General features: G+C 73.0%; 25 protein-coding genes. 10 read left to right on the top strand and 15 right to left on the bottom strand.

The window, feature by feature from the left end:
• Window positions 1-7: 7 nt before the first annotated feature.
• Window positions 8-1423, bottom strand: coding sequence for a DNA repair protein RadA (gene radA, locus AC1DW8_RS12105; protein WP_056773554.1), 1416 nt, complete (start codon window positions 1421-1423; stop codon window positions 8-10).
• Between the two features lie 71 nt (window positions 1424-1494).
• Between radA and AC1DW8_RS12110 the strand changes: the two genes are divergently transcribed.
• Together AC1DW8_RS12110 and AC1DW8_RS12115 are read left to right on the top strand one after the other, a co-directional pair.
• On the top strand, window positions 1495-1713 hold the full coding sequence (locus tag AC1DW8_RS12110) for a hypothetical protein (protein WP_056773556.1): 219 nt from the start codon (window positions 1495-1497) through the stop codon (window positions 1711-1713).
• Between the two features lie 243 nt (window positions 1714-1956).
• A complete protein-coding gene (locus tag AC1DW8_RS12115; protein WP_478094249.1) occupies window positions 1957-2289 on the top strand; it encodes a histone-like nucleoid-structuring protein Lsr2 in 333 nt (110 codons plus the stop codon).
• Window positions 2290-2425: 136 nt separating this feature from the next.
• Here AC1DW8_RS12115 and ligD (AC1DW8_RS12120) read toward each other — a convergent pair whose 3' ends face one another.
• Together ligD (AC1DW8_RS12120) and ligD (AC1DW8_RS12125) are read right to left on the bottom strand one after the other, a co-directional pair.
• Entirely contained in the window at window positions 2426-3310 is an 885-nt protein-coding gene (gene ligD / locus AC1DW8_RS12120) for a non-homologous end-joining DNA ligase (RefSeq protein WP_056773562.1), read from the bottom strand.
• Window positions 3310-4257 carry a non-homologous end-joining DNA ligase gene (ligD, locus tag AC1DW8_RS12125; RefSeq protein ID WP_478094252.1) on the bottom strand — a complete coding sequence of 316 codons (948 nt, stop codon included), beginning with the start codon at window positions 4255-4257 and terminating at the stop codon, window positions 3310-3312. The genes ligD (AC1DW8_RS12120) and ligD (AC1DW8_RS12125) overlap by 1 nt, the downstream gene beginning before the upstream one ends.
• Before the next feature lie 18 nt (window positions 4258-4275).
• Between ligD (AC1DW8_RS12125) and ku the strand changes: the two genes are divergently transcribed.
• The 3 genes from ku (at window position 4276) to AC1DW8_RS12140 (ending at window position 7560) form a co-directional block, all read left to right on the top strand.
• Window positions 4276-5232 carry a non-homologous end joining protein Ku gene (gene ku / locus AC1DW8_RS12130; protein ID WP_056826443.1) on the top strand — a complete coding sequence of 319 codons (957 nt, stop codon included), beginning with the start codon at window positions 4276-4278 and terminating at the stop codon, window positions 5230-5232.
• A gap of 124 nt (window positions 5233-5356) precedes the next feature.
• Complete coding sequence (locus AC1DW8_RS12135) at window positions 5357-6583, top strand: acetyl-CoA hydrolase/transferase family protein (protein WP_478094255.1); 1227 nt, start codon at window positions 5357-5359, stop codon at window positions 6581-6583.
• Between the two features lie 206 nt (window positions 6584-6789).
• Window positions 6790-7560 carry an SDR family oxidoreductase gene (locus tag AC1DW8_RS12140; protein ID WP_478094257.1) on the top strand — a complete coding sequence of 257 codons (771 nt, stop codon included), beginning with the start codon at window positions 6790-6792 and terminating at the stop codon, window positions 7558-7560.
• Window positions 7561-7677: 117 nt separating this feature from the next.
• Here AC1DW8_RS12140 and AC1DW8_RS12145 read toward each other — a convergent pair whose 3' ends face one another.
• The 6 genes from AC1DW8_RS12145 to AC1DW8_RS12170 form a co-directional block, all read right to left on the bottom strand.
• Window positions 7678-8475 carry a sugar phosphate isomerase/epimerase family protein gene (locus tag AC1DW8_RS12145; RefSeq protein WP_056826450.1) on the bottom strand — a complete coding sequence of 266 codons (798 nt, stop codon included), beginning with the start codon at window positions 8473-8475 and terminating at the stop codon, window positions 7678-7680.
• Between the two features lie 70 nt (window positions 8476-8545).
• Complete coding sequence (locus tag AC1DW8_RS12150; protein ID WP_056826452.1) at window positions 8546-9475, bottom strand: Ppx/GppA phosphatase family protein; 930 nt, start codon at window positions 9473-9475, stop codon at window positions 8546-8548.
• A 167-nt stretch (window positions 9476-9642) separates the two neighbouring features.
• The gene (locus AC1DW8_RS12155; RefSeq protein ID WP_056773583.1) at window positions 9643-10377 is read right to left on the bottom strand and encodes an ABC transporter permease; all 735 of its coding nucleotides are present in this window, start codon (window positions 10375-10377) and stop codon (window positions 9643-9645) included.
• The gene (locus AC1DW8_RS12160) at window positions 10374-11135 is read right to left on the bottom strand and encodes an ABC transporter ATP-binding protein (RefSeq protein WP_478094260.1); all 762 of its coding nucleotides are present in this window, start codon (window positions 11133-11135) and stop codon (window positions 10374-10376) included. The genes AC1DW8_RS12155 and AC1DW8_RS12160 overlap by 4 nt, the downstream gene beginning before the upstream one ends.
• A gap of 10 nt (window positions 11136-11145) precedes the next feature.
• Window positions 11146-11772 (bottom strand): TetR/AcrR family transcriptional regulator, encoded by a 627-nt coding sequence (locus AC1DW8_RS12165; RefSeq protein ID WP_056826654.1) that lies wholly within the window; start codon window positions 11770-11772, stop codon window positions 11146-11148.
• A gap of 9 nt (window positions 11773-11781) precedes the next feature.
• Complete coding sequence (locus tag AC1DW8_RS12170) at window positions 11782-13149, bottom strand: hypothetical protein (RefSeq protein WP_478094263.1); 1368 nt, start codon at window positions 13147-13149, stop codon at window positions 11782-11784.
• A gap of 252 nt (window positions 13150-13401) precedes the next feature.
• On the opposite strand from AC1DW8_RS12170, the gene AC1DW8_RS12175 reads away from it, so the two are divergent.
• The 3 genes from AC1DW8_RS12175 to AC1DW8_RS12185 all read left to right on the top strand — a co-directional run bounded on the left by AC1DW8_RS12175 (window position 13402) and on the right by AC1DW8_RS12185 (window position 16175).
• Window positions 13402-14202 (top strand): DUF3109 family protein, encoded by an 801-nt coding sequence (locus AC1DW8_RS12175; RefSeq protein ID WP_020145095.1) that lies wholly within the window; start codon window positions 13402-13404, stop codon window positions 14200-14202.
• Window positions 14199-14897, top strand: a complete 699-nt coding sequence (locus tag AC1DW8_RS12180) for a class I SAM-dependent methyltransferase (protein WP_056773593.1) — start codon at window positions 14199-14201, stop codon at window positions 14895-14897. The genes AC1DW8_RS12175 and AC1DW8_RS12180 overlap by 4 nt, the downstream gene beginning before the upstream one ends.
• 162 nt (window positions 14898-15059) lie before the next feature.
• Entirely contained in the window at window positions 15060-16175 is a 1116-nt protein-coding gene (locus AC1DW8_RS12185; RefSeq protein ID WP_478094266.1) for a flavin-containing monooxygenase, read from the top strand.
• Between the two features lie 71 nt (window positions 16176-16246).
• Here the strand turns inward: AC1DW8_RS12185 and AC1DW8_RS12190 are convergent, their stop codons facing one another.
• The 6 genes from AC1DW8_RS12190 to AC1DW8_RS12215 all read right to left on the bottom strand — a co-directional run bounded on the left by AC1DW8_RS12190 (window position 16247) and on the right by AC1DW8_RS12215 (window position 23030).
• Window positions 16247-17887, bottom strand: a complete 1641-nt coding sequence (locus tag AC1DW8_RS12190; RefSeq protein WP_478094268.1) for a LuxR C-terminal-related transcriptional regulator — start codon at window positions 17885-17887, stop codon at window positions 16247-16249.
• 52 nt (window positions 17888-17939) lie between these two features.
• Entirely contained in the window at window positions 17940-18824 is an 885-nt protein-coding gene (gene nadC, locus AC1DW8_RS12195; protein ID WP_478094270.1) for a carboxylating nicotinate-nucleotide diphosphorylase, read from the bottom strand.
• Window positions 18821-20647: an L-aspartate oxidase gene (locus AC1DW8_RS12200; RefSeq protein ID WP_478094272.1), complete on the bottom strand. Its 1827-nt coding sequence runs from the start codon at window positions 20645-20647 to the stop codon at window positions 18821-18823. Before AC1DW8_RS12200 ends, nadC begins: the two co-directional genes overlap by 4 nt.
• Before the next feature lie 12 nt (window positions 20648-20659).
• Entirely contained in the window at window positions 20660-21094 is a 435-nt protein-coding gene (gene panD / locus AC1DW8_RS12205; RefSeq protein ID WP_020145101.1) for an aspartate 1-decarboxylase, read from the bottom strand.
• A gap of 38 nt (window positions 21095-21132) precedes the next feature.
• Window positions 21133-22032 (bottom strand): pantoate--beta-alanine ligase, encoded by a 900-nt coding sequence (panC, locus tag AC1DW8_RS12210; protein ID WP_478094329.1) that lies wholly within the window; start codon window positions 22030-22032, stop codon window positions 21133-21135.
• Window positions 22033-22121: 89 nt separating this feature from the next.
• Complete coding sequence (locus tag AC1DW8_RS12215; protein WP_056773613.1) at window positions 22122-23030, bottom strand: Rossmann-like and DUF2520 domain-containing protein; 909 nt, start codon at window positions 23028-23030, stop codon at window positions 22122-22124.
• Between the two features lie 23 nt (window positions 23031-23053).
• Here AC1DW8_RS12215 and AC1DW8_RS12220 point away from each other — a divergent pair, with 23 nt between their 5' ends.
• Window positions 23054-24046 carry an SAM-dependent methyltransferase gene (locus AC1DW8_RS12220; protein WP_478094275.1) on the top strand — a complete coding sequence of 331 codons (993 nt, stop codon included), beginning with the start codon at window positions 23054-23056 and terminating at the stop codon, window positions 24044-24046.
• 5 nt (window positions 24047-24051) lie between these two features.
• A complete protein-coding gene (locus AC1DW8_RS12225) occupies window positions 24052-24585 on the top strand; it encodes a copper resistance CopC family protein (RefSeq protein ID WP_478094277.1) in 534 nt (177 codons plus the stop codon).
• Window positions 24586-24612 lie beyond the last annotated feature (27 nt).

The following is a 24612-nucleotide window of genomic DNA, read 5'->3' on the forward strand; positions in this document are numbered from 1 at the left end:
TCGCAGTCTAGACGGTGCCGACGGCCGGTGCGCTCGTTGACCGTCCACCGGCGAGGCGTCCCATCGCCTCGATGGCCCGCGGGACGTCGGCGACCTCGACGGCACGGATCCCGGCGGGCACGGAGGAGTCGGACAGGCTGCCCGCGGGCACGAGGGCGTGGCGGAATCCGAGGCGGGCCGCCTCCGCGAGACGGCGGTCCAGACCGGTCACCCGACGGACCTCGCCGGCGAGGCCGACCTCGCCGAAGGCGACGACGTCGCTGGCGAGGGGCTTGTCGATGACGGACGACGCGACGGCGCAGACGATGGCGAGGTCGGCAGCGGGCTCGGTGATGCGCACCCCTCCGACGGTTGCCGCGAAGATGTCGCGCGAGCCGACCGGCGCCCCGGCCCGCTTGTCGAGGACGGCGATGATCATCGCGAGCCGCGAGGCGTCCAGACCGCTCGAGGTGCGTCGCGGCGACGGCAGCGTGGACGGTGCGACGAGCGCCTGCACCTCGGCGACGAGCGGTCGGCGACCCTCGAGGGTGACGGTGACGCACGTGCCAGGCACCGCGTGGTCACGCGTCGACAGGAAGAGCCCGCTCGGGTCGGCCAGCCCGGTGATGCCGACGTCGGACAGGTCGAAGCACCCGACCTCGTCGGTGGGGCCGAAGCGGTTCTTGACGGCGCGTACGAGGCGCAGCCGCGAGTGCCGGTCGCCCTCGAACTGGATGACGACGTCGACGAGGTGCTCGAGGACCCGGGGGCCGGCGATCGAGCCGTCCTTGGTCACGTGGCCGACGAGGAGCACGGCGGTGCCTCGCGCCTTGGCCGCCGCGATGAGGGCACCGGCGACCTCGCGGACCTGCGAGACGTTGCCGGCCTGGCCCTCGACGTCGGCACTCGCGATGGTCTGGACGGAGTCGACGACGAGCAGGCCCGGCGAGCGGGCCTCGACGTGGCCGAGCACGGTCGCGAGGTCGGTCTCGGCTGCGAGGTAGAGCGTGTCGGCCATCGCCGAGATGCGTTCGGCGCGCGTGCGCACCTGCGCGGCCGACTCCTCGCCGCTGATGTAGAGGACCTCGGAGCCCGACCGGGCCGCCCGGGCGGCGACGTCGAGCAGCAGCGTCGACTTGCCGACGCCGGGCTCCCCCGCGACGAGGACGACCCCGCCGGGGACGAGGCCACCGCCGAGCACGCGGTCGAACTCCGCCACGCCGGTGGGTCGCGCGGCCGCCCGGGTCACGTCGACGTCGGCGATGCGCAGGGCCGGGGTGACGACGGAGGCCGCCGTGGTGCGGGCGGCCGTGGGCGCACCCGTCTCGGCCACGGTGCCCCACGCCTGGCACTCGCCGCACCGACCGACCCACTTGGCGGTGGTCCACCCGCACTCACCGCAGCGGAAGCCGGGGGTGCGTCGGGTCGTCGTCCTCGTAGCCATGGCACGACCGTACGGTGGCGGTGCGACAGCGCTCGTGAGGGGCGGCCGTGGCGCCGTGAGAAAATGTCGGCATGGAATCGGTCATGCCCTATCTGCTCGCCATCGTCCCGACGGTCGGTGTGGGCGCGCTCTTCTACTTCGTCATCAAGAGCATCCTCGAGGGAGACCGTCGCGAGCGCCTCGCCCAGGCCAGGTGGGAGGCCGAGCACGACCGCCGCGAGGCTGCCGCGAACGAGGCGTCGCAGGCAGCCGCGCCGGGCGCCGAGGCCACCCCGACGACGGAGCGCTGAGCCCCGGAGCGCCGAGCGTCGAGCGCGTGTCGACGACCGCGCGTCGACAAAGGACCCGCCACGGCAGGAACACCGCCTTTCCGTCATTCCTGCACGCGTCGGTGCATCTCTTTAGCGGTCGACCGCGCCATTGTTTCGATGGAAATGCATTTACGGAGTCTTCGCGCTAAATTGATCGTGCCCCGCGAGTCGCGTATTCGCGGAATCCCCTCCGAATTAGCGAACAACTTCAGATGGAGAAACATGGCTCAGCGTGTCGAAGTGGTGTTGATCGATGACATCGACGGTGGAAAGGCTGCCGAGACGGTGACCTTCGCGCTCGATGGCGTCACCTACGAGATCGACCTGTCCGACAAGAATGCCCGCAAGCTTCGCGACGACCTCGCGACGTGGACCGGTCACGCACGTCGGGCGGGTTCGGCCAAGGCCGCCTCGCGTCGTCGCGCGGGCGCCGCCTCGGTCAAGCGCAGCGACCTCGGCGCGGTCCGTGAGTGGGCCCGCGCCAACGGCCACACCGTCTCGGACCGGGGCCGCATCTCGGCCGACGTCCAGGCGGCCTACGACAAGGCGCACTGACCCCGGTCGGCGACGCATCCGAGAGGGCCCGGCACTCCGACGTGCCGGGCCCTCTCGCACGCCACGGGGAGGGCGTATGCCGTCACGGCCTCGCGCGAGCGGGCCCCCTCACCTCCCGGCTCGCCCACCGCAGCGGTCAGCCCGTGATCTCGGCTGCCAGGTCGCCGTCCCGGGCCACGCGGTCGAGCACCTCGTCGGCCGTCAGCTGCTCGAGCTCGCCGCCGTCGGCGCCCGCCTCGATCTCGTCCCACGACCGCGGCGCCGCCACCGTCGGGCGGTCACGGCCGCGCAGGGAGTAGGGACAGACCGTCGTCTTGGCGGCGACGTTCTGGCTCCAGTCGAGGAAGATCTTGCCCGGGCGCAGCTCCTTGGCCATCTTCCACACGACGAGGTCGGGGTGGGCCTTGGTCAGCTCCTGCGCGAGCTGCTGGACGGTGTCGCGGATCTCGTCGCTCGTGTGCGCGCCGGGCAGGACGGCATACAGCTGGAGTCCCTTGCTGCCACTCGTGACCGGGACGGTGTCGAGCCCGATGCGGCCGAGACGTTCGCGCACGACGAGCGCGACGCGGGCGCACTCGAGCAGACCGGTGCCCGGCCCGGGGTCGAGGTCGATGACGAGCCGGTCGGGGCCCCGCGGCACGGCATCGCGCCCCTCCCCCTCGTAGCGCCACTGGTGCACGTGCAGCTCGAGCGAGTTGAGGTTGGCGAAGAACGTCAGCCCGGCGAGGTCGTCGATGAGCGGGAAGACGGGGTCGCGCCCAGCGCGCCGGATCCACGCGGGCGTGCCGGCCGGGATGTTCTTCTCGAAGAACTGCATGTCGCCGACCCCGTGCGGGAAGCGGATCCGCGTCACTGCGCGGTCGCGGAGGTGGGGAAGAATCACCGGCGCGATGCGCGCGTAGTAGTCGATGACCTGGGCCTTGGTCGTGCCGGCCCTCGGATACATCACCTTCTCGAGGCTCGACAACTTCATCCGTCGGCCGTCGACCTCGACGGTCACCTTGGTCGGCACGTACGCCATCACTCACCGTCCCCGTGGTCGTCGACGTCACCGGGCGTGAGGTCGCTGCGCAGGCCCTTGTATGCCGGCTGGCGCAGTCTCCCCTGACCGCTGAGTCCCAGCGACTGCACGTCGGCGACAAGCACCGGGTGAACCCACGTCGCGCCGTTCGAGTCCTCGGCGGGGACGTCTGTGGCGAAAGGCGACTCGGCCGACGTGAGAGCCTGGAGGTCGCGCATGAGGGCCTGCCCCGTCTTGCCGGCCAAGCCGGATCCGACGCGCCCTAGATAGCGCAGGCCGCCCGGCCCGGGGACCCCGACGAGGACGGCACCGAGACGGTTCGACACGGTCCCCGTGGCCTCGGGCCGCCAGCCGCCGATGACGACCGAGACGGTGCCGCGGTGGGGCGACTTGAGCCAGTGGGGAGAGCGGAGCCCGGGCACGTAGACGGAGTCGACGCGCTTGGACACGATGCCCTCGAGGCCCTGCTCCTTCGTCGCGGCGTGCAGCGTCGTCCCGTCGGCGAACGTCGGCGGCGTCTGCCAGCGCGCGGCGGCGAGCTCGAGTCGCTCGAGCGTGGCGCGCCGGTCGGTCCACCTGCGCGGCATGAGGTCGACTCCGTAGAGCCGCAGCAGGTCGAAGGTCATCAAGGTGACCGGCGCAGCCTCGGCGAGCATCGCGGCCCGGCGGGCGTCGGTGACGTGGAACCGCTCGGCCATCGCGGCGAACGACGGCACGCCGTCGCGCATCGAGACGATCTCGCCGTCCAGCAGCATGTCGGCGTACTCGTTCGCGAGCCCGCGCAGCTCCGGGAACGCGACGGTGACGTCGCGTTCCGTGCGGGAGAAGAGGCGCATCTCGCCGTCCACGACGTCGGCCAGCACCCGCATGCCGTCCCACTTGACCTCGTGCTGCCAGCGGTCGCCGACCGGAATCGTCGTCGTCGGCGTCGCGAGCATGGGGCGCATGGGTGCATTCTTGTTCTCATGCGAGCCATCTGGAAAGGCGCCGTGTCGTTCGGCCTCGTCAATGTCCCGGTCCGACTCTTTTCGGCGACCGAGAACCACGACGTGCAGTTCCGGCAGGTCCACGAGAAGGACGGCGGCCGCATCAAGTACCAACGCGTCTGCTCGATCGACGGCGAGGAGGTGCCCTACTCCGACATCGCCAAGGGCTACGAGGCCGCCGACGGGCAGATGGTCGTGCTGACCGACGAGGACCTCAAGAGCCTTCCGACGCGGTCGACGAAGGAGATCTCGATCGAGAAGTTCGTGCCGTCCGAGCAGATCGACCCGCTGCTCTTCGACAAGAGCTACTACCTCGAGCCCGACAAGACGGGCCTCAAGCCCTACGTGCTGCTCCGCGACGCGCTCGAGAAGGCCGACCGGATGGCGCTCGTCACCGTGTCGGTGCGCACCCGGATGACGCTCGCCGTGCTCCGCGTGCGCGACGGCGTCATCGTGCTCCAGACGCTGCTGTGGGCCGACGAGGTCCGCGCCCCCGAGTTCGAGTCCCTCTCGGAGGAGACGCACGCGACGGCCAAGGAGCTCGCCATGGCGTCGTCGCTCGTCGACTCGCTGTCGGGCGACTACGAGCCCGACGAGTTCGAGGACGACTACTCCGAGGCCGTGACCCAGCTCGTCGCGACGAAGATCGAGGGCGGCGACATCACCGAGATGCCCGAGGCCAAGGGCGAGGAGACCGAGGTCGTCGACCTGCTCGCGGCCCTGCAGCGCAGTGTCGACAAGGCCAAGGCCGCCAAGACCGGCGGCTCGAGCGCCTCCGACGCCGACTCCGACTCCGAGAAGCCCGCGAAGAAGACCGCTGCGAAGGCCACGGCCACGAAGGCCACGACGCAGAAGAGCGCGGCGAAGAAGACGACGGCCAAGAAGTCGACGGCCAAGACCACGGCGAAGAAGGCGGCCACCAAGAAGGCCAGCTGACCCGCCGGCTCCGCCCCGTCGCCGACCGCCCAGACCCCCGCCACGCGCGAAGGGTCGGGGCGACGTTCGTCACGCCGGACGGCATACGCCCTCGCGGTGGCGCGCGCTGCGCGAGGATGAAGGAGTGCGGACGGCGACGATCGACGAGCTCACCCAGCGGCTTCGAGCGCTCCCGGAGAACCCCCGTGTCGTCGTCAGCGGCAACATGGCGGTCCCCTGGGAGGCGGTCCGGGCGCTCGACGCGGCCCAGCCGGGCTACGTGCTCCACGCGCTCAACGCTCCCGCCGGGCTGCCCGACCGCGACGGCGTGACCGTCGAGACGTGCTTCGTCGGACCGGGTATGCGTCGGCACCCCCGGCTGCGCTACGTTCCCTCGCGCCTGTCGCTCGTGCCGCTGCTCTACGGCCGGGCGCTGCCGCCGGACGCCGTGCTGCTCCACTGCGCGCCGCCGCGCAACGGCCAGGTCAGCATGGGACTCGAGGTCAACGTCCTGCCCGCGGCCCTCGAGGCGTGCCGGGCCCGGGGCGGGCTCGTCGTCGCGGTCGTCAACCCGCAGATGCCCTACACGTTCGGCGACGCCCAGGTGCCGCTCGAGCACGTCGACCTCGTCGTCGAGGTCGACGCGCCGCTGCCCTCGCACGCAGCGACCGAGCCCGACCCCGAGAGCCGGCTCATCGGCGAGCGCGTGGCGGCCATGGTCCAGGACGGCGCGACGATGCAGCTCGGCATCGGCGCGGTGCCCGACGCGACGCTGTCCGCGCTGACCTCGCGCCGCGGCATCCGGATGTGGACGGAGATGTTCTCCGACGGCGTGCTCGCCCTCGACGAGGCCGGCGCCCTCGACCCGGACCACCCGCTCGTCACGTCGTTCAGCTTCGGCTCGACCGACCTCTACGCGTGGCTCGACGGCAACCCGCGCGTGCGGATGATGCGCACCGAGAAGACGAACGACCCCGGCCTCATCGCCTCGCAGCGGCAGATGACCTCGGTCAACACCGCCCTCGAGGTCGACCTCTTCGGCCAGGCCAACGCCTCGCGCATCAACGCGCGCATCCACTCCGGCTTCGGCGGGCAGACCGACTTCATCGTCGGCGCGCTGCACTCCGCGGGCGGCCAGTCGTTCATCGCGCTCCGCTCGTGGCACCCCCGCGCCGACGTGTCGACGATCGTGCCGCTGCTCGACGAGCCGGTCACGAGCTTCCAGCAGAGCGCGATCGTCACCGAGCAAGGGGTGGCGCCGCTGTGGGGTCGCAGCGAGACGGACCAGTGCCACGACATCATCGAGAACTGCGCCCACCCGCGGGTCCGCGACGACCTCTGGGAGGAAGCCCAGGCCCTCGGCCTCGCCTGAGCCCGCGCCTGCCCGACCGAGGCCGCATGCCGGCCCCCACCACACTCGAGTGAGCGCCCCCACCGTCCCCGTCGAGTGAGCGCCCCGCAACAGTCGAGTGAGCAGCCAGCCACACCAGCCCCGCGGATCGTGGGACGGAGCGCTCCCTCGAGTGGGACTGAGCGCTCACTCGAGCGAGGGCGGGGTGGCGCTCGTAGGGTGGCGGGATGAGTTCTGCGCCCCCGCCTGACGCCCCCGCTCCCGCCACCGACCCGGACCGGCGGCCGGTCGCGGTCGTCACCGGCGGCACGCGCGGCATCGGGCTCGCCCTCGTGCGCGACCTCGCCCCGACGCACCACCTCGTCGTCGGCGGGCGCAGCGCCGAGTCGGTCGCGGACGTCGTCGCCTCGCTCCCGTCCGCCGAGGGGCTCGTCGCCGACCTCGCCGACTGCTCCCCCGGCGGGTCGCTCGACACCGCCCTCGCGGCCCTCGTCCCACGCCTGCCTCGGGTCGACGTGCTCGTCCACTCGGCCGGCGTCCTGCGCAACGGCACCCTCGCCGGCTCGCCCGTGCAGGACTGGGCCGACTCGATGACCGTCAACGTCGTCGCCGTCGCTGCCGTCACCCGAGCGCTCCTGCCTGCCCTGCGCGTCGCCCACGGCCTCGTCGTCACCGTGAACTCGGGCTCCGGCCTGACGGCGACCCCTGCCTCGGGCGCCTACTGCGCCTCGAAGTTCGCCCTCCGAGCGCTCACCGACTCGCTGCGGCAGGAGGAGGGCGAGCACGGCGTCCGCGTCACGTCGCTCCACCCCGGCCGGGTCGACACCGACATGCAGCGCGAGCTCGTCGAGTTCGAGGGCGCCGAGTACGACCCGGGCTCCTACCTCGACGTCTCCTCGGTCGTCCGGGCCGCGCGCCTGGCCATCGACGCCGGCCCTGACGCGAGCGTCGACATGGTCTCGGTGCGCCCTCGTGGCTGGCGCCCCACGACTGCCTGATCCTCCCGACGTCCCCGGAGAGGCCCCTTCCGGGCAACACACCGAGCAGGTCACAACCCACCGGGATCGGATCGCGGTGGGTTGTTACCTGCACGGTGTGTTGCCGGGTGGAGGCGGTCAGATGCGGCTGGCGCCTCGGGTCGGGACGAGGGAGAGCCGGGCGAAGGCCAGCGCCTCGGCGAGGTCGACCTCGCGCTGGTCCCGCCCCACCTTGCGCGTCGACACCTCGACGACGACGTCGCCGCCCCAGCCGCTGTCGGCGAGGTGCTCGAGCACGGCGCCGCACGGCTCGCCACCGCGCCCGGGGACGAGGTGCTCGTCGAGGAACGAGCCGAGTCCGTCGGCGAGGTGCAGGTGCGCGAGTCGCGACCCGAGCGACTGCGCCATGAGCAGCGCGTCGGAGCCGGCGGTCGCCGTGTGCGAGAGGTCGAGCGTCACGTTGTCGTAGGGCTGGCCCACCGGGTCCCAGTGCGGGAGGTAGGCCATGACCTCGCGCCGCGCCGTGCGCCACGGATACATGTTCTCCACCGCGAGCCTGATCCCCGACTCGTGCTCACGCAGCGCCACCCCGTCGACGAACCCGGCGGCATACTCCCGCTGCCAGCGGAAGGGAGGGTGCAGCACGACGGTGCCGGCACCCACCTCGAGCGCGAGGTCGATGGAGCGGTCGACCTTGCCCCACGGGTCGGTCCCCCACACGCGCTGGGTCAGCAGCAGGGTCGGCGCGTGGACGGAGACGATCGGCAGGGCGTGCAGCTCCGACAGCGCCCGCAGGGCACCGGCCTCCTGCGTCACGGGGTCGGTCCAGACCATGACCTCGATCGCGTCGTAGCCGAGCCGCGCCGCGGTCGCGAAGGCGGTCGCCGCGTTGTCGGGGTAGAGCGAGGCGGTCGACAGGGCGACCCGGATGGTCATGCGGCCATTCTGCGCCACGCACCCGGGGCGGGTTCGGGCCGGGCCGTGCGTCCGCTGTGGATCCGGTGCGTCACGACGTCAGGTGGTCGAGGCGACGGAGGATGAGGCCCTCGCGCAGGGCCCACGGGCAGATGTCGAGCTGCTCGACCTGGAGCAGGTCGAGCGCGGCCTCGGCAACGAGCGCCCCCGCGTAGAGCTGGCGGGCGCGACCCTCGGAGACCCCGGGCAGGTTCGAGCGTGCGGCGGTGTCGAGCCGTCCGACGCGAGCCACGATCTCGTGGAGGTCGTCGCGCGAGAGCGTCCGCGGCACGAACGGGCCCTCGGCGCGCGGCGCGGCACCCGCGATGCGAGCGAGCGAGCGCATCGTCTTGGAGGTCCCGACCGCTCGGTCGGGGCTCCCGGACGTCAGCAGCGGTCGCACGTGCTCGGCGAGGCTCGACCGGACGTGTGCGCGCAGCTCGCGAGCGGCCAGCTCCGAGGGCGGGTCACCGGGCAGCCGCTCGCGGGTCAGGCGTCCGGCACCCAGCGGCAGGCTGAGGGCCACGTCGGGCTCCTCGTCGAGACCGCACGCCAGCTCGAGCGAGCCGCCGCCGATGTCGACGACGAGCAGGCGCCCGCTCGACCAGCCGAACCAGCGACGCACGGCGAGGAACGTCATCCGCGCCTCGTCCGCGCCGCTCAGGGCCTCGAGCTCGACGCCGGTCTCGGTGCGCACCCGCTCGATGATCGCCTCGCCGTTCGGCGACTCGCGCAGCGCCGACGTCGCGAAGGCGAAGAGGTCGCTGACGCCCTGGTCCTCCGCGACGTCGAGGCACTCGCGGATGAAGGCGACGAGCCGGTCGGCCGTCGCGTCGCTGACCCGGCCGTCGGCCTCGAGGCTCTCCGAGAGGCGCAGCTCGGTCTTGTGCGAGAAGGCAGGCAGCGGCTGCGCGCCGGGGTGTGCGTCGACGACGAGCAGGTGGACCGTGTTGGACCCGATGTCGATGACGCCCAGGCGCATGCCCCAACCCTAGTGCCGGGGCCGGCCGCGCCCTCGCCCTCGGCCCTCCCCCGCCGAACGCGGCGTTCGACGGCGAACGCGCTGGCAGAACACTGAGTTCGCGACCGAACGCGGCGTTCGGTCGGGGCGGAGGGGGCGTCTTCCGTCGACGGAGGGGGCGTATGCCGTCAGGCGGAGCGGCGGCTCAGCGTGAGCGAGGCGAGGGCGAGGGCTCCGGCGATGAAGGCCGCGACGATGCCGAGGTCGCCGAGCACCGCGGTCACAGGGTCGGCATTGCGCGCGATCTCCTTCATCGCGTCGACGGCGTAGGAGAGCGGCAGGACGTTGCTGACCCACTCGAGGACGGTCGGCAGCTGGTCGCGCGGGATGAGCAGCCCGCAGAGCAGGAACTGCGGCAGGAGGAAGGCGGGCATGAACTGCACCGCCTGGAACTCGGTGCGCGCGAAGCCGCTCGCGAGCAGGCCCAGCGCCGTGCCGAGGACGGCGTCGAACACCGCGACGACGACGAGCAGCCACACCGGCCCGGCAACGCCGAGACCGCACACCCAGACCGCGAATCCCGTTGCGATCACAGCCTGCACGACGGCGAGCGCTCCGAACGCACCGGCATACCCGAGCATGAAGTCACCCTTGCCCATGGGCGTGGTCAGGAGACGCTCGAGCGTGCCGGACTGGCGCTCACGCAAGGTCGCGACGGAGGTGACGATGAACATCACGACCATCGGGAAGACACCGAGCAGGGCCGGGCCGATCGCGTCGAAGACGGGCGTGCCGGTGTAGATCCACGCGAGCAGGCCGAGCAGGACGCACGGCACGACGATGATGAGGCCGATGGTGCGGTGGTCGGTGCGCACCTGGCGCAGGACGCGGCCGGAGGTGGCCGCGGTGAGTCCGGCGTTCACGACGAGCTCCTCTCTCCGGACCGGGCGGTCTCGGCGTCGATGAGGGCGAGGAAGGCGGCGTCGGCATCGACGGCGCCCGTCTGCTGGAGCAGCTCGGCAGGCGTGACGTCGGCGAGGACGCGACCCTCGCGGAGCAGCACGAGCCGGTCGCAGCGCGTCGCCTCGTCCATGACGTGGCTCGACACGACGAGCGAGTGTCCGCGGTCGGCGAGGTGGCGGAAGAGGTCCCACAGGTCACGGCGCAGGACCGGGTCGAGGCCGACGGTGGGCTCGTCGAGCACGAGCAGGCTCGGCCGGCCGACGAGCGCGGCGGCGAGGGAGACGCGGGACTCCTGACCACCCGAGAGGTCCTGGACGAGCTGGTCGGCGTAGGACACGAGGTCCACCTCGGCGAGGGTGCGGTCGACGGCCTCGCGCAGGGAGGCGCCGCGCAGACCGATGGCCCGACCGAAGTAGGTGACGTTGTCGCGGACGCTGAGGTCGGCATAGACGCTGGGAGTCTGCGTGACGTAGCCGACGCGGTCGCGCAGCGTGGGCGAGCCCGCCGGATGGCCGAGGACCGTGACGGTGCCCGACTCGAGGATCTGCACGCCGACGATGCAGCGCATGAGCGTCGACTTGCCCGAGCCGGACGGCCCGAGCAGGCCGACCACCTGGCCGGCGGGGATCTCGAGGTCGAGGCCCGGGATGACCCGCCGCTTCCCGCGCACGACCTGCAGGCCGCTCACGGCGACCGCCGGACCACTGTTATTCATCATGTGATGAAATCTACTCCTGCTCGGGCACCCTGTCCACGAGATGGTGCTGGAGGACGGGTCCGATGCGCTCGACGAGCTGCTCGCGCGTCGCGTCGGCCAGCGCCGGCACCCGGATGACGTAGCGCGCCACGACGAGCCCGATCATCTGCGACGCGGCCAGGGCCCCGCGCAGCTGCGGGTCCGAGGCCCCGGTGCTCGCGGCGATGCGGCCGAAGACCTCGCGCCCGAGGAACTCCCGCAGCATGCGCGCGGCCTCCTCGCTCGTCATGCTCGACCGGACGAGCGCCACGAGGGCGTCACGCCGCTCCGGCGGCTCCCAGACCGTCAGGAAGGTCTCGACGATCCGCCACCCGAGCCGGTCGACGTCACCCGACGTGATGCGCGCGATGAGCTCGGCCGGGTCGACCGGCACGTCGAGCGTGGCCGCGAAGAGGCCCGCCTTGCCCTCGAAGTAGTGGTGCACGAGCGCAGGGTCGACGCCGGCCTCACGGGCGATCCCGCGCATGCTCGCCTTGTCGTATCCCTTGGCCGCGAACGACTTTCGAGCGGCATCGACGATCACCGCGCGCGTGTCGGTGCCGCCGGGACGGCGTCCGCGCCCCTTCGGCGTCGTCTCGCTGCCGGCTCTCGACGTCATGCCCACACGCTAGTCCTCGCCCGCGTCGACCCCTGGCGTATGCCGTCCGGCGGCGTCGCGCAGCACGGCCGCGGCGCGCTCGGCTCTCGCCCACAGCGCCCAGCGGTAGGGCGTCGTGCCGTGCATCGCGTCGACGACGGTCGGGTCGGCGCCGACCTCGAGCAGCGCGGTGACGAGATCGACGTCGTCCATGAACGCCGCCCGGTGCAGAGCCGTGCGCCCGTCGCGGAGGCTATCGACGCGAGCACCGGCGGCGACGGCGGCGCGGACGGCTTCGGGCGTGGCCGCTCGGTGGATGTCAGGCACCCTCGGGTCACCCGGCCACGGGCCGGTGACCGGGATGCCGTCGCCCACGACATCGCCCGGTGCAAGGTGCTCGGAGCCCTCTGTCGCCAGACCGTGGGCGACGAGGAGCTCGAGGCGGTCGACGAAACCATGGGCGCGCGCCCAGTCGACCTGACGAGCGACCATCTCCTCGAGGGTCTCGGCGGGCTCGCCCGTGCGGCGGGCCCAGACGTCGGAGGAGGGCCGGCCGAGCCCGTGCTCGAGGAGCAGCTCGAGGTGGCTGTCGTCGCGGTTGAACATCCGGTTGTAGAGCGCCTGCCGGTCGTTGGGGTCGGTGCCGCGCTCGAGGAGCAGCTCGCCGAGCGCCCGCCACTGCGGGTGCCGGGGCTGGCGGCCCGGCCCCTGCTCGCCCTCACCGAAGACGCCGGTCAGCGCGGTGAAGGCGGTGGGCAGCCCCTGCCAGAGGTAGCCGCTGTCGGGGTCGGCCCCGGCATCGAGCAGCACCCGCACAGAGGAGACCGCGTCGCCCTGCGGCATCCGCGAGTAGACGACGTAGAGCAGGGGCGGCCATCGGAAGGGGCCGCCCTCTCGGGTCGCCGCTCCGCGGTCTGCGGCGACGTGCGATCGCAGGGCCTCCGCGTCGCCGGCGGCCGCCGCGACGAAGACGTCGCGGTTCACGAGTTCCGGATCGTCCGCGAGCAGCCGCGCTGCACGGGACCAGCGCTCGGGCTCGTCACGCTCGGTGTACGTCAGACACGCGAGCGCCGCTGCGAGAGACGCGAACTCGCCGGCGTCGACTGCGGTCGATGCCTCCGGCGCCGGGTCGAGAGCGGCGGGGTCGCGGCTCAGGTCCGCGGCCGCGGCGAGGTACGCGCGAAGCCGCGGCCAGCTCGCGAAGCCGAGCCGTCGCGCCACGACGAGCTGCGCGTCGGCCAGGGCGAAAGACGCCGTCTCGGCGGGCAGCCCCTCGGGATGAAATCGGGACACCAGGCGCAGTGCGACCGGTTGGGCGGACCGGACGGCGCGCTGCAGGCTGCGTGCATCGCGCCGCAGGTGCTCGAGGTCGGGGTTGGCGGGCAGGGACAGGGCCATGACGGCCTCCTCTCGTCGTGCCCGCGTGCGCTCGTCGGGCCGAAAGGAGGTCGGACCGCATTGCTGCCGTGCCCCAGGGAGGCTGAGCCCCTTCCCGCGCACCGGTGGCGACCTGGACGCCACGGTCAGCGTACGCCGCCGCCCGCACCCGGGGAAGCACACGGCATACGCACGCAGGCCCGCTCGCGACGCACCATCCACGGGGTGGGCGTCGTCGGCGCGGTGGAAACGTCGGCGGCATAGGGTGAGCCGGTGGCTGAAGCACCTCTGGACCTCCCCCGCGTCTGGGTCGAGTTCACCGACCCCGCCGACACGAACCAGCGCTACCGGTGTGACCTGACCTGGCTGACGAGCAGCTGGACGTGCATCTTCGGCAGCGGCTGCCAGGGCATCTACGCCGGCCGGCCAGACGACGGGTGCTGCACCCTCGGCGCCCACTTCACCGAGAAGGACGACTGGAAGCGCGTCGCCAAGGCCGTCGAGGACCTCGGCGAGGACGAGTGGGAGTACCACTCGGTCGGCCGCGCCACGGGGAGCAAGGACGACTGGACCGAGAAGGAGGACGGCGCGCGCAAGACCAAGGTCGTCGACGGCGCCTGCATCTTCCTCAACCGACCCGGCTTCCCGGCAGGCGCCGGGTGCGCGCTGCACCAGCACGCGGTCCTCACGGGCGTCGAGCCGCACACCCTCAAGCCCGACGTGTGCTGGCAGCTGCCGATCCGCCGCACCTTCCGCACCGTCGAGCTGCCCGACGACTCGAGCTACCTCGAGGTGACGATCACCGAGTACGACCGCCGCGGCTGGGGCCCCGGCGGCCACGACCTCGACTGGTACTGCTCCGGCAACTCCGAGGCGCACGTCGGCCGCGAGCCGGTCTACCGCTCCAACGCGCCCGAGCTCACCGAGCTCATGGGACCGCTCGCCTACGCCGAGCTGGCGATCCGCGCCGAGGCGCACCTCGCCCAGGTCAAGGCTGTCCGCGCGCGCGGCGTGCGCAAGCTGCTGCCGCTGCTCGTGCACCCCGCCACGATCGAGGCGCAGCGCAACCCATGAGCGACGAGTCCGGGATCATCCCCTCCCCCAACATCTGGGAGACCCCCGACGTCTACGAGGTCGAGAACCGCGGCGTCGACCGCGCCCACGTCATCGAGGACGCGATGCGGTCGGTCCTCGACTGGTCGGGGCTCGACGTCGTCGACATCGGCTGCGGCACGGGATACCACCTGCCCTTCTTCGCGCGCGACGCCCGCTCGGTCGTCGGCGTCGAACCGCACCCACCGCTCGCTTCGCTTGCGGCACAACGCGTCTCGGGTATGCCGTCAGTGACGGTCCGCGAGGAGGGCGCCGCCGCGATCGTGGTGCCCGACGGGTCGTTCGACGTGGCGCACGCGCGGTGGGCGTACTTCTTCGGGCCCGGGTGCGAGCCCGGTCTCGCCGAGCTCGACCGCGTCATGCGGCCGGGCGGAGCGGCGTTCGTCGTCGACAACGACGCGACCCGCTCGACGTTCGGTCAGTGGTTCCGCCGGGCGCTGCCGGGCTACGACCCGCGCGCGGTCGAGCGCTTCTGGGAGCGGCAGGGCTGGCAGCGCGAGCGCCTCGACATCCGGTGGGACTTCGACTCGCGCGAGGACTTCGAGGCCGTCGTCGGCATCGAGTTCGCACCCGAGCACGCCGACCTCATCCTCGCCGAGCATCCCGACGCCACCGGCGTCGACTACGCCGTCAACCTCTGGCACCGACGCTACTGACGCCCGTCGAGAGGCCGGCTCGGGTCGCCCCCGACCCGTCGAGAGGCCGGACCCGGCGTGGTCATTCCTACCCATGCCCTGCGTCGGGGATGGGCACCGCTGCCGACGCGGTGACCGCCCTGCCCTTCCTACCGTCGAGACATCGACCACCGGGAGGACACCATGGAGACCATCGAGACCGTCATCGTCGGCGCGGGCCAGGCAGGGCTGGCCATGGCGCACGAGCTCGCCGAGCGGGGGCGCGAGTGCGTGCTCCTCGAGCGCAACGAGGCCGTCGGGGACGGCTGGCGCCAGCAGTACGACTCGCTCCGGCTCTACTCCTCCGTCCGGCACGACTCCCTGCCCGGGATGCCGTTCCCGGGCGACCCCCGGTCGTTCCCCGGCAAGGACGAGGTCGCGGCCTACCTCCAGTCGTATGCCGCCCGCTTCCGTCTGCCCGTTCGCCTCGGCGTGCGGGTGGAGCGGCTTGCAGCCGCGCCGGCGGGTGACGGATTCGTCGTCACGACCGACCGCGGCAGCATCGCCTGTCGCAACGTCGTCGTCGCGACAGGGACCTTCGGGCGGGCGCCGCACGTGCCGGCCTTCGCGGCCGACCTCGACGCGTCGATCCTCCAGCTGCACTCGAGCCAGTACCGGCGGCCCAGCCAGCTGCGCGACGGGTCGGTGCTCGTCGTCGGCGCCTCGCACTCCGGCTGCGACATCGCCTACGAGCTCGCCGAGGGCCGGCGCACCGTGCTGGCCGGGCGTGACTGCGGCCAGATCCCCGTGCGCTGGGACACCCCCGCCGTGCACGTGGCGTTCCCCTTCCTGCTCTTCGCCTGGCGCCACGTGCTGACGCGCCGGACCCCGGTCGGCCGGAAGATGATGGCCGAGATCCGCCACCACGGCGGACCGATGCTCCGGGTCAAGCGGGAAGACCTCGCCGCGCGTGGTGTCGAGCGCCAGGTGCAGCGCGTCACCGGCGTGGCCGACGGACGCCCGACCCTCGACGACGGGACGGTCCTCGACGTCGCCAACGTCGTCTGGGCCACGGGGTTCGAGCAGCGCTTCGACTGGATCGACCTCCCCATCATCGGCGAGGACGGCTGGCCGCGGGAGTACCGCGGTGTCTCGACGGACGTGCCCGGCCTCTTCTTCTGCGGACTCGCCTTCCAGTACGCGTTCGCCTCGATGGTGCTGCCCGGCGTCGGTCGCGACGCGGCTCACGTGGCGGCCCACATCGCCAGGCGGTCGACCGCAGCCACCACGCCGATCGAGGTGGGCGCCGCTGCCGGGTGAGACCACGGGGAGGTGCGGTGCCGGACCGGTCGAGGGCCTCGACCGGTCCGGTTCTCAGTGGTTCGGCGAGGTCAGGGCTGACGGCGTACGAGGTCGTGCTCGAAGGCGAAAGCCGCGGCGGCCGTGCGGCTCCCGACGTCGAGCTTGGTGAAGATGTTGCTCAGGTGGCGGGCCACGGTCCGGTCGCTCAGCACGAGCGCGGTCGCGATCTGGGCGTTGCTCCGGCCCTCGGCGACGAGGCCGAGCACCTCGACCTCGCGCTCGGTGAGGCCCGCGGGTCGCGTCCCGGGTGAGCCCAGCCGGTCGAGCGCGTCGACGTCGGGTCGGGCCCCGAGCGCCACGAGCACCTCGCGCGCCGACGCCAGTGACCGCCGGGCCGACTCGTCGTCGCCCAGCGCGAGGAGCGCCCGCCCGCCGGCCGCCTGGGCGAGCGCGGCCTCGTGCGGCACGTCGAGGCGCACCCAGGCCTGGTGCGCCTTGCGCAGGTAGGGCAGCGCACCCGCCGGGTCGCCGGCAGCCAGCTCGACGCGGCCCCAGGCCGTGGCCGCCGTCGCGGCGAGCACCTCTGACCCGAAGGACTCCGCGAGGCCGTCGAGCTCGCGAGCACCGTCCCGGGCTGCGTCGACGTCGTCCGCGGCAAGCAGGACGTCCACGGCGGCCGGCAGGATCCGGCTGCGTCGCACCGCCGGTCCCGGCTCACCGAGCAGCCTGCGCACCGCCGCGAGCGCGGCAGCCGTCCTCCCCCGGGCCAGCCAGAGCAGGGCCGACCCCGGCTGTGGGTCGTAGCCGTGCTCCGCACTCAGCTGGTAGGCCGCGTCGGCGGCCTCGAGGTCGCCGCGTAGGCGCAGCAGGTCGCCGCGTTCGCAGGCGGCCTGCCCGACGGCGTCGGTGGCACTCGCCAGCCGATAGCGCTCGATGGCCGCCGTGAGCTCGTCGAGCGCGGCGTCCCAGGCGCCGTGGGCGCGCATCACCTGGGCGCGGTGCAGGCTGCACTGCCCGGTGAAGGTCACGAGGCCGGGCTGGTCGGTGCACCAGCGGTGCAGCAGCTGCGTCCACTCGACGACGCGACGTAGGTCGGAGACCTCCTGACAGCCCTCGATGGCCGTGCAGTACACGTGCCCGAGCATGACCGGGGCCAGGGTCCGGGTCGTCGCCTCGAGCATCGACTCGTCGAGGAGGGAGAGACCATCGGTCACGCGGTCGCCGTAGATGGCCATCCGACCCTGAGCGCACAGCCCGGTCGCCAGCAGGCCTGCGTCGTCATGGCGTCGTCCGGCCTCGGTCGCCTCGAGCGCGCACGCGTGGGCCTCCGCGAAGCGACCCGCACCGAGGTGCGTGAACATCCGCGCGAACGCGACGTAGCCGGACTCCAGGCTCCCGTCGGGCAGTGCCGCGACGAGGCGCTCACCACGGCTGAGCCACGCAGCTGCCGCAGACTGGTCTCCGCTCGTGCGGCCGATCATCGACAGGTGGAAGGCGCACCGAGCGGCCCCTGCGGTGTCGTGCTCGGAGAGCCTGCCGTCGAAGGCCCGCCGATAGCGTTCGACGGCGTCCGTCATGCGTCCGAGCAGGTGCGCTGCCGCGGCGGACGACTCGAGGTCGTCGGCCGTCAGCCCCTCGGGCTCGACCGCGGACCACCGGTCGAGGGCGGCCGACCACTCACCGCGCTCGAACTCGGCTCTGGCGCGCACCAGCTCGTCGACGACACCCACGGCACCCTCCTGCACCGCAGGCTACGCCCGCCGACGTGGCCTTTCGACGGGTTCAGTCGGTGAGGTCGAGGGCGATGTCGACGATGGGTGAGCTGTGCGTCAGGCCGCCGACCGACACGAAGTCGACCCCGGTCCCGGCGTACTCCCGCACGACCTCGAGCGTCAGACCACCGGTCGCCTCGATCTCGACGGGCTCGCCGGCGGCGCGGAGCAGGCCGACCGTCTCGCCGAGCACGTCGACGCTCATGTTGTCGCACATGATGAAGCGCGCCCCGGCGTCGTAGGCCTCCTGCGCCTCGGCCGGCGTCGTCACCTCGACCTGCACGTCGACGTCGGGGAAGCGCCCGCGGACGAGCGCATACGCCGCCGCCACCGAGCCGGCCGCGAGCTTGTGGTTGTCCTTGATCATCGCGACGTCGTAGAGACCCATGCGCTTGTTCGTGCCGCCGCCGCAGCGCACGGCGTACTTCTCGAGCCAGCGCATGCCCGGCGTCGTCTTGCGCGTGTCGAGGACCATCGTCGACGTGCCCTCGAGCGCGTCCGCCCAGCGACGGGTGTGGGTGGCCACGCCCGACAGCCGGCTCAGGATGTTGAGGATCGTCCGCTCGGCCACGAGGATCACCTGGGTGGGCCCGGTCAGCCGCGCGATGACGTCGCCGCGCTCCAGCCGCGAGCCGTCGTCGCCCACGACCTCGACCGTCGGCACGTCACGGCCGAGCTGCTCCGCGACCGCCGCCAGCACGAGGCCGATGACCGGCACGCCTGCGACGACGCCCGGCGCCCGCGCGACGATCTCGGCCGTTCGCGTCTGGTCGGAGGGGATCGTCGCGAGCGTCGTCACGTCGACACCCTCGGGACCGAGGTCCTCACGGAGCGCGACCGTGACGAGCTCACGCGCCCACTCGTGCGGGAACCCGCTCAGCCCGTCGCCGCTCACTGCGTCTCCTCCGTCGATCCCACCGGTTGCGTATGCCGTCCAGCCCCGTTCGCGGGTCGCGCCCCGTCCGCGCGGTCCTCGTCGAGCACGTCGAGCGGCACCGAGCCGTCGAGGTCGAGGCCGTCGAGGTTCGAGCGGGGCACGGGCACGACCGTCGCCTCGAGCACGCCAGAGCCGGAGCGCTGGAGGTGCACGTGGTGCAGGAAGTGCGCGTCGTCGCGGGCCGGGAAGTCCTCGCGCACGTGACCGCCACGGGTCTCGTCACGCAGCGCGGCGGCATACGTCAGCGCGCGTCCGAGGTGGAGCAGGTTGGTCGTCTCCCAGCTCTTGGGACCGCCCTGCTTGTCGGCGTCGTCGGCGACGGCGCGCGCCGCGAGCGCCGCGAGCGTCTCCTGCGTCGCGGCGAGCGACGCGGCTGAGCGCACCGTTCCGGCCCCCGACGTCATGGCGCGCTGCACGTCGAGGCGGCGCTTGCCGCGGATCAGCTCGGGCTCACCGACCGGTGCGACGGGCGTCGTCTCGGGGAGCTCGCCGGCCCCGAGCCGGGCCGTGAGGTCGTCGGCGATGCGGCGCGCGAAGACGAGCCCCTCGAGGAGCGAGTTGCTGGCGAGGCGGTTGGCGCCGTGGACGCCGGTGCACGAGGTCTCGCCGCACGCGTAGAGGCCCTCGAGCGAGGAGCGGCCGCGCAGGTCGGTGCGCACGCCACCGCTCGCGTAGTGCTGCGCGGGTGCGACCGGGAGCAGCTGGGTCGCAGGGTCGAAGCCGAGCTCGCGGCAGCGCTGGACGATCGAGGGGAAGCGCTGCTCGAGGAACTCGGCGCCGAGGTGGCGGCAGTCGAGGTAGACGTGGTCGGTACCGGTCTCGCGCATCCGGGCGATGATGGCGCGGGCCACGACGTCGCGCGGCGCGAGGTCGGCGAGCGGGTGCTGGCCCTGCATGAAGCGCTCTCCCGCCTCGTCGACGAGGAAGGCGCCCTCGCCGCGGACCGCCTCGGAGATGAGCGGCTGCTGGCCGCGCGAGCCCTCGCCGAGCCACAGGACCGTCGGGTGGAACTGGACGAACTCGAGGTCGGCGAGCACGGCGCCGGCCCGCAGTGCGGCCGCCATGCCGTCTCCGGTCGCGACGGACGGGTTCGTCGTCGAGGCGTAGATCTGGCCGAGTCCACCGGTGGCGAGCACGACGGCACGGGCGTGGGCCGCGCCGACCCCGTCGACCTGCCCCTCGCCGATGACGTGGAGCGTCACGCCGCACACCCGGGCATCCGCGTCGGTCAGCAGGTCGACGACGAGGGCGTGCTCGATCACCTCGATGCCGGGGTCGTCGCGCACGCGGTCGAGGGCGGCGATGAGGGCGCGGCTGATCTCGCGGCCCGTGGCGTCGCCACCGGCATGGAGGATGCGGTCGCGATGGTGCCCGCCCTCGCGGGTCAGGGACAGTCCGCCCGTGTCGCCACGGTCGAACTCGGCCCCGAGGGCGATGAGGTCCCAGACGGCGTCGGTGCCCTCGCGCACGAGCGCCTCGACGGCGTCGACGTCACAGAGGCCGACACCGGCGACGAGGGTGTCGTGGATGTGCTCGGCGGCACTGTCCTCGGGCGACATGACGGCGGCGATGCCGCCCTGCGCCCAGGCCGTCGAGCCCTCGTCGAGGACGGTCTTGGTCACGAGGAGCACGCGGTCGACGCGGCGCCTCAGCCGCAGGGCCGTCGTGAGGCCGGCGACGCCGGAGCCGACGACGATGACGTCGGCGGTGGCCGTCCAGCCGGGCGCGGGCGCACGCAGCCGCCGGGGGACGGTCACGTCGGGGAGCCCGCTCTGCGGCATACGGCTGGCCTCTCAGTCCTGGTACTCGTGGTGTCGCCCGGTGACGGCGGAGGTCATGAGACCGAAGCCGTCGGGCACGTCACCTGCATCGTGCCCCACCTCGACGACGCGGTTGTCGTCGTCGACGAAGACGACCTGCGGCTCGAAGGTACGTGCCTCGGCATCGTCCATCGCGGCGTACGCGATGATGATGACCGTGTCACCGGGCGAGATGAGCCGGGCCGCCGCGCCGTTGATGCAGACGATGCCGGTGCCGCGCTCGCCCTCGATCGCGTAGGTCGTCAGGCGGTTGCCGTTGTCGACGTCGACGACGTCGACCTGCTGGCCCGGCCACAGGTCGGCGGCGTCGAGCAGGTCGCGGTCGATCGTCAGGGAGCCGACGTAGTGCAGGTCGGCCTGCGTCACCGTGGCCCGGTGGATCTTCGAGTGGAGCATGAAGCGCTGCACGGCAGGGTTCCTCGGAATCGTCTGTGGTGGAGGGGGACTCAGGGCTGGGAGAAGGTCTCGAGCGCGCCGCCACCGGGGCCGACGAGCACCGGCAGGTTGTCGATGAGACGAGTCGTACCCACTCGGCCCGCCACGGCGAGCAGCGCCTCGCCGCGATACCACTCCGGCACGTCCTCGAGCGTGTCCGGGTGGACGAGCACGAGGTAGTCGACGAGCGCGAGCGGCTCGCGCACGAGCACGGCCCGGGCGGCACGACGGACGGCCGACGGGCCCTCGGGAGCGGCGTCGGCTCCTGCCCGCAGCGCGGCCGACAGGCACAGGGCCGTCTCGCGGTCGGAGTCGGTGAGGTAGGTGTTGCGGCTCGACATCGCGAGGCCGTCGGGCTCGCGGACGGTCGGCACCGCCACGACCCGCACCGGGAAGTCGAGGTCACGGCACATCCGGCGGATGAGGAGCAGCTGTTGGGCGTCCTTCTGCCCGAAGTAGGCGGCGCTGCACCGGGTCAGGTGCATGAGCTTGCCGACGACGGTGAGCATGCCGTCGAAGTGGCCCGGTCGCGACTGGCCCTCGAGGACGTCACCGAGCGGGCCGGCGGAGACGCGGACACCCGGGTCGCCGTCGGGGTAGATGACGTCGGGAGTCGGGGCGAAGACGACGTCGACGCCCGCGGCCGTGCAGATCTCGAGGTCGGCGTCGAAGGTGCGCGGGTAGCGCGAGAGGTCCTCCTTGGGCCCGAACTGGAGCGGGTTGAGGAAGATCGTCACGACGACGTGGCGGTGGGTCTTGCGTGCCTGGTGGATGAGCGTCGCGTGCCCCTCGTGCAGCGCGCCCATCGTCATGACGACGGCGACGTCGTCGTCGTCGAGCGCCGACCGGGCCTCGCTCAGCTCGTCCCTCGTCCGCGCCACCACGGGCGACACGGGGCGCGTGTCGGTGATGACGGCGGCGTCGGCGGCGGTGAAACCGCCGGCGCCGGTGGTCTCGCCGGTGGTCGTGCCGGGTGTCGTGCCGGTGGCGGTGGTGTCAGTCACGGTTGGTCCTCCTCGTGCGCGAGCAGCTCGAGCAGCGGGCCGGCGTCGGAGGCGCGGAGGCGTCCGCTGAGCAGCGCTCGCTGCGCCGTCGCGCGGGCCAGGGCGAGGTAGGTCGGGCGAATGTCCGGGGCGACCTTGCGCAGCATCGCGACGTGCCCGGCCACGGTACCGGCATCGCCGCGCGCGACCGGACCGGTGAGGGCTGCGTCACCCCGGCGGAGGGTGTTGGAGAGCGCGGCGGTCAGGAGCGGTTCGAGCACGCGCGCCGGGTCGTCGACGCCGGCCTCGCCGAGCAGCTGCATCGACTGGGCCACGAGCGTCACGAGGTGGTTCGAGCCGTGCGCGAGGGCCGCGTGGTAGGTGACGCGGTCCTCCTCGGCGATCCACACCGGGTCGCCGCCCATCTCGATGACGAGCGCCTCGCCGAGGGGCCGCGCGAGGTCGAGGGTCGTCACCCCGAAGCAGCAGTCGTGGAGCCGGTCGAGGTCGAGCTCGGTGCCGGTGAACGTCATCGCCGGGTGGATCGCGAGGGGCACGATGTCGCTGCCGGCCGCCGCCTCGAAGACCGAGATGCCGTGCGCTCCCGACGTGTGCATGACGAGCTGTCCGGGCGTGAAGGTGCCCGTGGTGCTGAGACCCGCGACGAGGTCGGCGAGGGCGTCGTCCGGCACGGCGAGGACCACGAGGTGGGCACCCGACACGACCTCGGGGATCGGCTTGACCGGTACACCCGGCAGCAGCGTGGCCGCCCGCTCGCGGCTCTCCTCGCTCACGGCCGAGACGCCGCTGACGACGTGACCGGCTCGTGCGAGGGCGGCTCCGAGGACGGCGCCGACGCGACCGGCGCCCACGACGCCGACGTCGAAGCGCGCGGGACGCTCGTGCGGGGTGCTCACCCACGGCACGCTATCGCCTACAGTCGGCGGTCGTGGATCCCCTTCCCTGGCGCGAGGCGTGGCAGGCGGCGTTGTATGCCGCCGGGCAGGGTTTCTACGTCACGCGCGGTGGGCCCGCGGCGCACTTCACGACGGCCGCGCACGGTCCGACGGGCGCGGCCCTGGCCCGGGCCCTGCTCAGACTCCCCGAGCACCCCGTCCGAGTGGTCGTGGACCTCGGCGCCGGACGCGGCGAGCTGGCCACGCACCTCGTCGAGGCCATGGACCCGACCGAGCCCCACGCTCGGCGCACCCCCGACACCACGAGGGTGGTGGCGGTCGACGTCGTCGACCGGCCGGACGGGCTCGACGACCGGGTGGACTGGATCCGCTCCCCCGGGGGCTCGGTCCTGCCGCCCGAGCTGACCGGCCTGCGCGACGCCCTCGTCATCGCCCACGAGTGGCTCGACGTCGTGCCGTGCACCGTCGCCGAGGTCGACACCGACGGCGTCCTGCGCGAGGTGCTCGTCGACCCGACGACCGGCCTGGAGTCGCTCGGCCCCCGGCTCCGCGACGCCGACCGGCGCTGGGCCGAGGCCCACTGGCCCACGAGCACGCCGGGCGACCGCCTCGAGATCGGCCTCGCCCGCGACGAGGCGTGGGCCGACCTCGTCTCCCGGGTCGAGGACGGGACGCTCATCGCCGTCGACTACGGCCACACGGCGACGGAACGCCCGTCCGGGGGGACGCTCACGGCATACGCCAGCGGTCGGCTGACGACGCCCGTGCCCGACGGCTCGTGCGACGTGACGGCCCATGTCGCGATGGACACCCTCGACGCCGACGAGGTGCTGACCCAGCGCGAGGCGCTGCAGGCGCTCGGGCTCACGGGCACCACGCCGCCGCACACGGTCGCGACGACCGACCCGCTCGCCTACCTCGCCGCGCTCGAGCGGGCGAGCATCGAGGCACGGCTGCTCGGCCGGGACGGCTTCGGCGGCTTCCGGTGGGCGGTGAAGCGCGTCCGCGGGCACGACGTAACCTGAACGGCATGCGTCGTCTCGCCTCCGCGCTGCTCGCCCTCGGACTCCTCGTCGCCGTGCCGACCACCGCCTTCGCGCACGACGTCCTCGAGCGCACGAACCCCGCCGACGGCACGAGCGTCACGCAGCTGCCGGGCACCGTGGTGCTCACCTTCTCCGAGGCCCCGCTCGAGATCGGCACCCAGGTCGTCGTCAGCGGGCCGGCGGGACCCGTGTCGTCCGGCAGCCCGACGATCGAGGGCCGCGACGTGACGCAGGCGCTCGCGCCGAACGCGCCCGGCGGCGACTACACGGTGTCCTACCGCGTCACCTCCGACGACGGCCACCCCGTCACCGGCACGTTCTCCTTCCACGCGGCGATCGGGCTCGACGGGTCGACCGCCACGGCCGGTGCGACCGTGCACGTCAAGCCCGCCGCCGGCACCGACGACGCCCAGGGCTCGCCCCTCGTGCCGATCCTGCTCACCATCGTGGGCACCGTCGTGCTGCTCGGGGTCGGTGGCTTCCTCGTGCTGCGTGGCCGCGAGGCCGACCGCGCCTGACGCGGCCTGACGCGGCCTGACGCGGCC

Source organism: Terrabacter sp. P2_E3 (assembly GCF_056403915.1).

Coding starts and splice junctions, on each gene's coding strand:
- radA (WP_056773554.1), bottom strand. CDS start 1,423: ATGGCTACGAGGACGACGACCCGACGCACCCCCGGCTTCCGCTGCGGT.
- AC1DW8_RS12110 (WP_056773556.1), top strand. CDS start 1,495: ATGGAATCGGTCATGCCCTATCTGCTCGCCATCGTCCCGACGGTCGGT.
- AC1DW8_RS12115 (WP_478094249.1), top strand. CDS start 1,957: ATGGCTCAGCGTGTCGAAGTGGTGTTGATCGATGACATCGACGGTGGA.
- ligD (WP_056773562.1), bottom strand. CDS start 3,310: ATGGCGTACGTGCCGACCAAGGTGACCGTCGAGGTCGACGGCCGACGG.
- ligD (WP_478094252.1), bottom strand. CDS start 4,257: ATGCGCCCCATGCTCGCGACGCCGACGACGACGATTCCGGTCGGCGAC.
- ku (WP_056826443.1), top strand. CDS start 4,276: ATGCGAGCCATCTGGAAAGGCGCCGTGTCGTTCGGCCTCGTCAATGTC.
- AC1DW8_RS12140 (WP_478094257.1), top strand. CDS start 6,790: ATGAGTTCTGCGCCCCCGCCTGACGCCCCCGCTCCCGCCACCGACCCG.
- AC1DW8_RS12145 (WP_056826450.1), bottom strand. CDS start 8,475: ATGACCATCCGGGTCGCCCTGTCGACCGCCTCGCTCTACCCCGACAAC.
- AC1DW8_RS12150 (WP_056826452.1), bottom strand. CDS start 9,475: ATGCGCCTGGGCGTCATCGACATCGGGTCCAACACGGTCCACCTGCTC.
- AC1DW8_RS12160 (WP_478094260.1), bottom strand. CDS start 11,135: ATGATGAATAACAGTGGTCCGGCGGTCGCCGTGAGCGGCCTGCAGGTC.
- AC1DW8_RS12165 (WP_056826654.1), bottom strand. CDS start 11,772: ATGACGTCGAGAGCCGGCAGCGAGACGACGCCGAAGGGGCGCGGACGC.
- AC1DW8_RS12170 (WP_478094263.1), bottom strand. CDS start 13,149: ATGGCCCTGTCCCTGCCCGCCAACCCCGACCTCGAGCACCTGCGGCGC.
- AC1DW8_RS12180 (WP_056773593.1), top strand. CDS start 14,199: ATGAGCGACGAGTCCGGGATCATCCCCTCCCCCAACATCTGGGAGACC.
- AC1DW8_RS12185 (WP_478094266.1), top strand. CDS start 15,060: ATGGAGACCATCGAGACCGTCATCGTCGGCGCGGGCCAGGCAGGGCTG.
- AC1DW8_RS12200 (WP_478094272.1), bottom strand. CDS start 20,647: ATGCCGCAGAGCGGGCTCCCCGACGTGACCGTCCCCCGGCGGCTGCGT.
- AC1DW8_RS12225 (WP_478094277.1), top strand. CDS start 24,052: ATGCGTCGTCTCGCCTCCGCGCTGCTCGCCCTCGGACTCCTCGTCGCC.